The sequence below is a fragment of the Actinophytocola sp. genome, assembly GCF_009379765.1.
Classification (GTDB): Bacteria; Actinomycetota; Actinomycetes; order Mycobacteriales; family Pseudonocardiaceae; genus Actinophytocola.
Window position 1 is genome coordinate 1 of the sequence record NZ_WHTD01000246.1, and the last position, 8,877, is coordinate 8,877.

An 8,877-nucleotide genomic window follows, 5' to 3' on the forward strand; every position below is an offset into this window, starting at 1 on the left:
CATCAAGATCACCGATCGTGAGATGAGAACACTCCTCGCGCGGTATCTGACCCCACACGAGTGGCACGGCGAATGGAACTACACCATCAGCCCGACCGACACACCCAGTTGAGCGTGTTGTTCATTTCCAAGCCCTTACCGTGCCGGGACTGAGGGCTACCGGCGGAGGCTCCGGGCCGCCGCCGTCACGCAGAGCCCGGAGACCACCATGAGCGAGACGGCCAGCACGAGCGGCCACATGCGGGCCGTGCTGATCGCGAGCAGGAGGTTGAGCACGGCTCCCGCGAGGTAGAGCGCGGCCAGGGCGAGCCACCCGAAGGCGGGATGTAACAGCACGCCGCGGGCGACCCGGTGCGGGCGGTGACGAAGCATCGGCCGCACCTCCAGACCTGATATCCAGATCAGTCGTGACACTCCGGCTTTTGGTTACCGGATGGGCGATCTCGATCGGATTACCGAACGTGGGTGATGAAAACCAGGTCCGGCTCGCCCCGGGAAACGGGCACCGAGAGGATGTCGACGGTGCCGAACCGAGCGGCCAGCCGCGCCGCGAACGCGGGGCTCGCACCCGCGCTCCACACCGCCAGCACCCCGCCGGGTTCGAGGGCGCCTGCCAGCATGTCGAGGCCGGCGTCGCCGTAGAGCGCGGCATTGCCGTCCGTGACCGTCCACTCAGGACCATTGTCGATGTCGAGGCAGATGCCGGCGAACCGCCCGCCGGACGCCGGCAGCCAGGCCAGCAGGTCGGCCTCGACGCACCGGGCGCGCGGATCGGCCAAGGCGTCCTCGTGGCGGGACCGCAGCGGGCCGTGGTTCCAGGCGAGCACCGCGGGCTCCCGCTCCACGACGACGACCTCGCCGACCCGCGGGTGGTCGAGCGCGGCCCGGAGCGAGAAGCCGACGCCGAGCCCGCCGAGGAGGAGCCGCCCCGGCGGCATCCGGTCGGCGGCCGCGGCGACCATGAGCCGCTCCGACGCGCCGTTGCGGGTGTCCATGATGAACACGCCGTTGGCGATGATCTCGAAGTCGTCGCCGACCTGGCGCAGAACGAGCTCTCCGCAGACCCCGTCGACACGATCGAGGACGACGGGCTCTTCGCTCATTCCGGTGATCGTAGCTACGCTGTCGAGGCGGAGGTGGTTCCACATGCGAGCGACAGTTGGCGACCGGCTACATGTCCATGGTCGCAACGTCGGCAACCCCGACCATCTGGCCGAGATCGTCGAGGTCCGCGGTGACGACGGGCAGCCGCCCTACCTGGTGCGCTTCCCGGACGGCCACGAGAGCCTGGTCTTCCCCGGCCCGGACTGCGTGGTCGAGTCCACCTGACCACGCGGTTCGGGCCGGGGACCTGACGTACGCGGCGAACGGCGCCTTCCGGGATCCAGGGCCGGAAGGCGCCGTTCGTGGACCGCGCCCGGTCAGACTCGGGTCAGCTCGTCGATCAGGGCGTCCACGTCGAAGTGGGTGCCCTCCTCGCCCAACGGGACGATCTTCTCGGTCGCCGCCAGGAAGTTGGCGACGCCCTCGTGGTCGAGCTCCAGCTCGGCGTAGCCCTCGGGGCTCTCGATCTCCACGACCAGCATCGCCAGGCCGTTCTCGAACTCCGGGTGCAGCCGGACGTCGCCCACGCCCGCCGGGCCGGTGAGGCCCTCGACGAGCAGGTCCCGCGAGAAGGCCCACTCGACCCAGCGGTCGCGTTCGGTCTGGAACGCGGCGGTGACGGTGAACGGCTGGTCGGCACGGTAGGACCAGCGCGAACGAACCGGCGTCGTGCCGTCGTAGAGCGACACGAGCTCTGCGTGGATGGCTTCGTTGGTCATGTCTGGCCCTCCTCCTTCGATCCGCCGTTGGGTGCGGGTCGGTCGAGGGAGAGATGACCAGGCGCTTCGGTCGTGATGCGAAGTGAACCGACGTTCACGCTATCCGGTGTTAGCGCCGCCACACCGGTAACGCCCGACCTGCCGATCTAGATAAGCCCGAGGCTCTGAACCGCGTCGCGCTCCTCCACCAGCTCGGCGACCGACGCGTCGATCTTCGAGCGGGAGAAGTCGTCGATCTCCAGGCCCTGGATGATCTCCCAGCGACCATCGGCGCAGCGCACCGGGAACGACGAGACCAGGCCCTCCGGCACGCCGTAGGAGCCGTCCGACACCACGGCCATCGACGTCCACCCGGTGCCGTCGACCCAGTCGTGGATGTGGTCGACCGCGGCGTTGGCTGCCGACGCGGCCGACGACGCGCCGCGCGCCTCGATGATGGCCGCGCCGCGCTTGGCCACGGTCGGGATGAACGTGTCGCGCAGCCAGGCGTCGTCGCCCACCGCGGCGGCCGCGCTCCGGCCGCCGACCTCCGCGTGGAACAGGTCGGGGTACTGCGTGGCGGAGTGGTTGCCCCAGATCGTCATCTTCGAGATGTCGGTGACCGACACCCCCAGCTTGGCCGCGAGCTGCGACAGCGCGCGGTTGTGGTCGAGCCGCGTCATGGCGGTGAACCGCTCGGCCGGGACGTCCGGCGCGTGCGACCGGGCGATCAGCGCGTTGGTGTTGGCCGGGTTGCCGACCACCAGCACGCGGACGTCGGCGGCGGCACCGGCGTTGATCGCCTCGCCCTGCGGCTTGAAGATGCCGCCGTTGGCCTCGAGGAGGTCGCCGCGCTCCATGCCCTTGGTGCGCGGGCGGGCGCCGACGAGCAGCGCCACGTCGACGCCGTCGAAGGCGTGCTTGGGGTCGTCGGTGATGTCCACGCCGGCGAGCAGCGGGAAGGCGCAGTCGTCGAGCTCCATAGCGGTGCCTTCGGCGGCCTTCAGCGCCGGCGGGATCTCCAGCAGCGAGAGCCGCACGGGCGTGTCCGGGCCGAGCAGCTGGCCGGAGGCGATGCGGAACAGCAGTGCGTAGCCGATCTGGCCGGCGGCACCGGTGACGGTGACCTTGACGGCAGCCTTGCTTGCCACGGGGAAGACCCTCCCGACGGAGACGTGAGAACCGGTGCTCGGAGGCTAGCAAGCCACCCCGACGCGGCGGGTCGTGGGAGCGCACCGTCACATGTGCCGTGCCGGGCCCTCAGTCGTTGAGCGGGCCGCCCTCGATCGTGAGGGCCACGGCCATCATGCAGAAGCCGAAACCCGCGTACGTCAGCACGTCCACCCCCCGGCTGCGGATGGCGATCAACCCGGCCTGGTCGGTCCGAAGCAGTGCGCGCAGCGCCGCGGCCAGGACCAGCGCGGCGCCGATCAGCACCGTCCCCTGCCGCCAGTGGTAGAGGATGATCCGGAACAGGCCGAGCGCGACCACCGCGAGCACCATCCCGAACGGGAGGTGCGCGAGGACCGGGTGCCGGCGGCGCTGGGGTGTGGTCACCGGTCGAGGCTCCGTTCGGTGTCGATGCTCACTCCGACAAGCTCCGTTCGGTGTCCATGCTCACTCCGACAAGCTCCGTTCGGTGTCGATGCTCACTCCGACAAGCTCCGTTCGGCGGCATTCACCGTGTTGGTCAGGAGCATGGCGATGGTCATCGGGCCGACGCCGCCGGGCATGGGCGCCAGGTGGCCGGCGACCTTGCGGACGTCCGGGTGCACGTCGCCGACCAGCCCCTGGTCCGTCCTGGTGATGCCGACGTCCAGCACCGCGGCGCCGGGCTTGACCATGTCGGCGGTGATCAGCGCGGGGTTGCCGGCCGCCGCCACGACGATGTCGGCCCGCCGCACCTCGGCCGCGAGGTCCTTGGTGCCGGTGTGGCACAGGGTCACCGTCGCGTTCTCGCTGCGGCGGGTGAGCAGCAGGCCGAGCGGGCGCCCGACCGTGACGCCACGGCCGACGACGGTGACTCCCGAGCCTGCGATCGGCACGTCGTAGCGCTTGAGCAGCTCGATGATGCCGACCGGCGTGCACGGCAGCGGCCCGGTCTCGCCGAGGACGAGCTTGCCGAGGTTCATGGGGTGCAGGCCGTCGGAGTCCTTGACCGGGTCGACCCGCTCGAGCGCGGCGCCGGCGTCGAGCTGGCCGGGCAGCGGGAGCTGGATGAGGTACCCGGTGCAGGCGGGGTCGGCGTTGAGCTCGTCGATGACCTCGTTGAGCTGCGCCTGCGTGGTGTCCGCGGGGAGGTCGCGGCGGATGGAGTTGATACCGACCTTGGCGCAGGCGTTGTGCTTGCCGCGCACGTAGGAGTGCGAGCCGGGGTCGTCGCCGACGAGCACCGTGCCGAGGCCCGGCACCACGCCACGGTCGGCGAGCGCGGTGACGCGCTTGCGGAGGTCGTCGAAGATGGCGTCGCGGGTGGCCTTGCCGTCCAGGATCGTCGCGGTCACGCCCGCCATCCTCTCACCGCCGGATCGCGGCGATGCCGACCGCCACCATCGTGATGGCCGTGCCGATGAGGCTCGTGGTGGACAGGCCGCCGCCGGCGGTCGGCAGGAAGACGTCGAGCAGCACGGCGCCGGTGAGCTGGCCGGCCACCGAGCTGAGGCCGAGCAGGAGGACGCCGGTGAACCTGACCGCGGTGACCGCGGTGAGGATGGCGACCATGCCGAGCAGGCCGCCGACGTAGTACCACCACTCGCCGGGCGGAGCGTCCGGAACGCCCTTGACGGCCAGGTCGACCAGCGCGGCGATGATCAGCACACCGGTGCCGACGGAGAAGTTGACCAGTGTCGGGACGACGATGTTGCCGGCCTCGACGCGGACCAGGCCGTTGACCGCGGTCTGCCAGGCGAGACCGAGGCCGGCGACGGCGGGCAGCAGCGCCCACCAGAGTCCGCCCGCCTCGACCGCCGCGTGGTCGGACACGGCGATGACGACGGCGACGACGGCGAGGAGCGCGCCGACCGCCCTGGGCAGGGTGATCGGCTGGGCTTCCCCCGGGCCCAGACCCGCCCTGTCGACAGCGAGGCTCGCCACCACCTGCCCGGCGACGACGGCGACGGTGAACACCGCCACCCCCAAGATCGAGACGGTGAACCCCTGGGAGGTGACGAGGAAGGCTCCGCAGGCGCCGCCGAGGCACTGCCAGGGGCGCAGCCGGCCGCCGCGTACGCTGGTCCGGAGCCGGATCAGACCGGCGCGGGCCGATGGCGTGATCGACACGGCCGCGACCAGCAGGACGGTGCCGATGCCGAAGGAGATGAGCGCGGCGAAGACGCCGTCGCGCATGACGTGTCCGAGCTGACCGTTGACCCGGCCCTGAACGGCGAGTGCCACCCCGCCGACCGCGGTGAGGGCGGCTCCCGCCACCCGTACACGTGCGAGCGGATGACGTGGTGAGGAGATCACGTGTCGACATCCTCGCCCACGGTCTTGCGGTGAGCGCGACCGGGCAGGTACAGAGCTTGCCCAGGCTTGCCGAGCCGCTGCCGGATCGACAAGGGAAGATGTGAGTGTGGCACAACCGACCCAGCTAACCCCGACCGAGCAGGACGCCCTGGTCAAGCAGATCGGGCTGGCGATGCTGCGGGTCGCGCCGGACGACTGGGAGCAGCTGACCGTCGACTACCGCGCGGTGGGGCGCTACTCGGAGGCGACCGGCAAGGTCGTCTACACCGATGGCGGGACCGAGCCGTGGACGATGCCGTCGGACTTGCACGGGCTCTTTGCTCGGTTGCGTGGGGGTATGTACCGCGAGGGGCGCGGGACGTGGTTCAACGCACGGTACCGGCTCGACCACCCGTCGTCGTACAACCTCGAGTACGACCGCGAGGAGCCGACCTGGGACATGCCGCCACCGCCGCAGGCTTACCCGGACGACATCCGGCTGTTCCCGCGGTCCGACGACAACGTGCCGTCCTGGCTGCGTCGCCGGATGTCCTCGGCGCCGCCGCCGCGGTTCCGGGTGGCGCGGATCTTCGACGGACCCGGCCCGGACGGGCGGCCCTCGGTCTCCCGGCCGCCGGTGTCGCCGCCGGATGTGCACGACGTGCTGGAGTACCTGGACTCGGCGCCGCTGACCGGGCCGGGGCGTGGCTACGACGTGGACCGGCTCGATCCGGATGGCCGGCCTTCGGTGCCGGTCGCGTTCCACACGGACGGAACCTGGATCTGGCCCGCCGCGGTGAACTACTACCTGCGGGACCACGACATTCCGCCGGAGCCGGAGCTCGTCGACCACATCGCGCGGCAGGGCTTCCAGGTGCCGTCGATCGACGAGGCCGTGCGGGGTGCCGCCGCGGCGTTCCTCGGTGTTCCCGGGCCCGGGGGGCCTGGTCCCGGCCCGGTCGGTCCCGGCGGTCCCGGCGGTCCCGGTCCTGGTCCTGGTCTCGGTGGACCCGGCCCTGGTCCCGGCCCTGGTGGTCCGCCTCGACCGCCCGCGCCGACCCGCGCGATGCCGGTCCCGGCCACCGCGACGCAGCTGGTCCGGCCGCCGGACACCTCGGGTATGCCGCCGGCCGCGCTGCCGTCCCAGGGCCCGCCCGGGGTCACGGTGGACGCGTTGCGCTCCCGGCTGTCCGAGCTGAGCATCCCGGAGTCGGCGTTCCGGATCGGCCCGCCGGCCGGCCAGGCGTGGACGATGGAGCACACGGACGAGGGCTGGCGGGTCGGGTGGTTCGACAACGGCTTCGTGGCGCCCGCGATGTTCGAGGACGTGGCGGACGCGTCGGCATTCTTGCTGGGCAAGCTGTTGCTGGACGCCGACCGGTGGCAGGGCGCGCCGGACCGGCCGCACATGCCGCCGCCTGCGCCCGCGCCGATGCCGACGGTGGTCGCCCCGCCGGCCGACTTCGCTCGTCCCGGCCCGGGTGCCGACCGCCCCGGCCCCGACTTCGGTGGCGCCGACGCGGCGCCGGCCGGGCCCGGCTTCCGCCCCGGCTTCGCCGGTCCCGACCGGCCGAACAACGGCCGTTCCGAGTTCGGCGCGGAGCCGGCCGCGTTCACCGATCCCGACGCGGAACGCCCGGAGTTCGGTCACCGCCCGGCCGGCGGCGACGCGCCCGAGGGCTTCCGGCCCGGTGCCGACATCGGCGGGACCGACGCCGAGCCGGCCGCGTCCGGTCGGCGCAGTCGCCGCTCCGACGCCGAACCCGCTGGCTTCGGCGCTGAGGCCACGACGTTCAGCCGGCACGAGGAGAGCCCCGGGTTCAGCCGAGGGCGCCGCAGCCTGCCCGACGCCGACGACGGCCGGTCCGACTTCGGCGCCCCGGACTTCGAGGCCGCCGAGCCGGCCGCCGCCGCGTTCGGCCGGCCGGACTTCGGCCAGCCCGGGCCCGGGCGGTCCGGTCACAGCAGGCCCGACCCCGCGGAGGCCGACTTCGGCGGTTCGGAGCGACCGGACTTCGGCCGACCCGCGGCGGACTTTGAGCGTTCCGGCCCTGGCCAGTTCGGTCGACCGGAAGCGGGCTCGGACTTCGGCCACGCGGACGCCGAGCCGGCCGGGTTCGGCCGGTACGACTCCGCGAACGGTCGCGAGGAGGCCGACGGTTCGCCCTTCGGCCGTGCGGAGCCCGACCGCCCGGGGTTCGACCGGACCGAGTTCGCCAGGCCGGACCTCGCCGGGTCGGGCCGGTCGGACCTCACCGAGCCCGGTCGGCCGGACTTCGCCGAGCCGGGTCGGGGGGACTTCGAGCCACCCGACTCGGGCCGACACGGTCGCGCGCCGGATCCGGTGCGACCGGATCAGCCGCGGCCGGATCAGGTGGGTGCCGACCCGCTGCGGCCAGGCTTCGACCCGGTCCCGATGCGGACCGAGCCGCCCCGTGCGGAACCGCCGCGTCCGGAGCCGATGCGTCGTCCGGAGCCGGCAGGTGCGCCGCCGGGCAACCAGGACTGGCCGATCAGCCCGCTGCCGGGCGAGCCGCCGCTGACGCTGTTCCGCGGCAAGCGCCTGGTGGAGCTCGAGCCCGGGACCGAGATCGACCGCTTCGGCGAGGACGACGGCAACCTGGTCTACGCCGTCGGCACGCCGTTCAGCGAGCGGTCGCTGGTGCCGGAGTGGGTGGAGCGTCCGTACCACGCTTATCGGGTGCGCCAGCCGGTCCAGGTCCTGACGGGTGCGGCGATCCCGTGGTTCGACCAGCCGGGTGGCGGTACCGCGTACCTGCTGCCGGACGCCATCGGTGAGCTGGTGGCGTCGGGTCGGCTGGTGGAGGTCAACGGGCGGGAGCGACCGCGCGGCTAGGCGGCGGTCGGCGGCTGCGGTCAGCGGCTGCGGTCAGGGCTCGATGTGCAGGCCGTGGGCCGCGGCGAACGCCACGGCCATGTCCAGGTCGACGCGCGCGCCGGCGAGCTTGGCGTGGACGAAGCCGTTGGCGTCGATGCGTGCGCCGCGGAGGTCGGCGCCGGCGAACTGGGTGTTGGTGAGTCGGGCGCCGGAGAGGTCGGAGCCGCGGAGGTCGGTGTCGCGGAGGTCGGCGCCCATCAGGTTGGACTCGCGGAGGCGGAGGCCGGCGAGCGTGGTCTTGCGGAGGCCGGCGTCGGTGAGGCTGGCCATCGTGAGGTCGCTGTCCGAGATGGTCCACGGGCGGAAGCGGCATTCGACGAACATCGAGCCGAGCAGGCTGCAGGCGGTGAAGGCGCTGTCGGTGAGCGTGGTCCGGTTGAACGTGCACGACCGGAAGGCGCTCGACTGGTGGCGCGACTCGCCGAGGTCGGCGCGGGTGAGGTCGCAGTTTTCGAAGGTGCATCCGTTGGTGACGAGGCCGCGGAGGTCGGCCTCGACGAAGGTGCACTCCTCGAAGTGGCGCTGCGTCCACTGCTGCCCGGTGAGTACGGCGTCCCGGTAGTCCTCGCCACGTTCGGTCATGGAGGGCACTCTAGCCTCGGTCTTTCACGCCGCTGATGGATGATCTTGCGTTCGATTTGTTGATCTTGTTGGTGGTGTTGGCGTGTATGGGCGTGTTCGCTCCGCCGACCTGCGGTGTGCCGGCTGTGTCGAGGGCCTTTCGGGTTGTGG

Annotated in this window: 10 protein-coding genes; 2 read left to right on the plus strand and 8 right to left on the minus strand. The window is 72.2% G+C overall.

Translation table 11 applies throughout. The features are described from left to right. Positions 1–156: 156 nt before the first annotated feature. Together GEV28_RS40575 and GEV28_RS40580 are read right to left on the minus strand one after the other, a co-directional pair. Complete coding sequence (locus GEV28_RS40575; RefSeq protein WP_291419437.1) at positions 157–372, minus strand: hypothetical protein; 216 nt, start codon at positions 370–372, stop codon at positions 157–159. Between the two features lie 80 nt (positions 373–452). Next, positions 453–1,103, minus strand: coding sequence for a spermidine synthase (locus tag GEV28_RS40580; RefSeq protein WP_291419440.1), 651 nt, complete (start codon positions 1,101–1,103; stop codon positions 453–455). 43 nt (positions 1,104–1,146) lie between these two features. On the opposite strand from GEV28_RS40580, the gene GEV28_RS40585 reads away from it, so the two are divergent. Then, the gene (locus tag GEV28_RS40585) at positions 1,147–1,329 is read left to right on the plus strand and encodes a DUF1918 domain-containing protein (protein ID WP_291419442.1); all 183 of its coding nucleotides are present in this window, start codon (positions 1,147–1,149) and stop codon (positions 1,327–1,329) included. Positions 1,330–1,421: 92 nt separating this feature from the next. Here GEV28_RS40585 and GEV28_RS40590 read toward each other — a convergent pair whose 3' ends face one another. From GEV28_RS40590 to GEV28_RS40610, 5 genes are all read right to left on the minus strand, one after another. After that, positions 1,422–1,823: an SsgA family sporulation/cell division regulator gene (locus tag GEV28_RS40590; protein WP_291419444.1), complete on the minus strand. Its 402-nt coding sequence runs from the start codon at positions 1,821–1,823 to the stop codon at positions 1,422–1,424. Positions 1,824–1,969: 146 nt separating this feature from the next. Beyond that, entirely contained in the window at positions 1,970–2,953 is a 984-nt protein-coding gene (locus tag GEV28_RS40595) for a malate dehydrogenase (protein WP_291419446.1), read from the minus strand. Positions 2,954–3,062: 109 nt separating this feature from the next. Further along, positions 3,063–3,305, minus strand: coding sequence for a DUF3017 domain-containing protein (locus GEV28_RS40600; protein ID WP_291419456.1), 243 nt, complete (start codon positions 3,303–3,305; stop codon positions 3,063–3,065). Positions 3,306–3,451: 146 nt separating this feature from the next. After that, the gene (locus GEV28_RS40605; RefSeq protein ID WP_291419448.1) at positions 3,452–4,306 is read right to left on the minus strand and encodes a bifunctional methylenetetrahydrofolate dehydrogenase/methenyltetrahydrofolate cyclohydrolase; all 855 of its coding nucleotides are present in this window, start codon (positions 4,304–4,306) and stop codon (positions 3,452–3,454) included. Between the two features lie 13 nt (positions 4,307–4,319). Next, complete coding sequence (locus tag GEV28_RS40610) at positions 4,320–5,228, minus strand: DMT family transporter (protein ID WP_291419450.1); 909 nt, start codon at positions 5,226–5,228, stop codon at positions 4,320–4,322. 145 nt (positions 5,229–5,373) lie between these two features. Here GEV28_RS40610 and GEV28_RS40615 point away from each other — a divergent pair, with 145 nt between their 5' ends. Next, positions 5,374–8,103, plus strand: a complete 2,730-nt coding sequence (locus GEV28_RS40615) for a glycohydrolase toxin TNT-related protein (RefSeq protein ID WP_291419452.1) — start codon at positions 5,374–5,376, stop codon at positions 8,101–8,103. Between the two features lie 33 nt (positions 8,104–8,136). Here the strand turns inward: GEV28_RS40615 and GEV28_RS40620 are convergent, their stop codons facing one another. After that, positions 8,137–8,727: a pentapeptide repeat-containing protein gene (locus GEV28_RS40620; RefSeq protein ID WP_291419454.1), complete on the minus strand. Its 591-nt coding sequence runs from the start codon at positions 8,725–8,727 to the stop codon at positions 8,137–8,139. Positions 8,728–8,877 lie beyond the last annotated feature (150 nt).

Coding starts and splice junctions, on each gene's coding strand:
- GEV28_RS40575 (WP_291419437.1), bottom strand. CDS start 372: ATGCTTCGTCACCGCCCGCACCGGGTCGCCCGCGGCGTGCTGTTACAT.
- GEV28_RS40580 (WP_291419440.1), bottom strand. CDS start 1,103: ATGAGCGAAGAGCCCGTCGTCCTCGATCGTGTCGACGGGGTCTGCGGA.
- GEV28_RS40585 (WP_291419442.1), top strand. CDS start 1,147: ATGCGAGCGACAGTTGGCGACCGGCTACATGTCCATGGTCGCAACGTC.
- GEV28_RS40590 (WP_291419444.1), bottom strand. CDS start 1,823: ATGACCAACGAAGCCATCCACGCAGAGCTCGTGTCGCTCTACGACGGC.
- GEV28_RS40600 (WP_291419456.1), bottom strand. CDS start 3,305: ATGGTGCTCGCGGTGGTCGCGCTCGGCCTGTTCCGGATCATCCTCTAC.
- GEV28_RS40620 (WP_291419454.1), bottom strand. CDS start 8,727: ATGACCGAACGTGGCGAGGACTACCGGGACGCCGTACTCACCGGGCAG.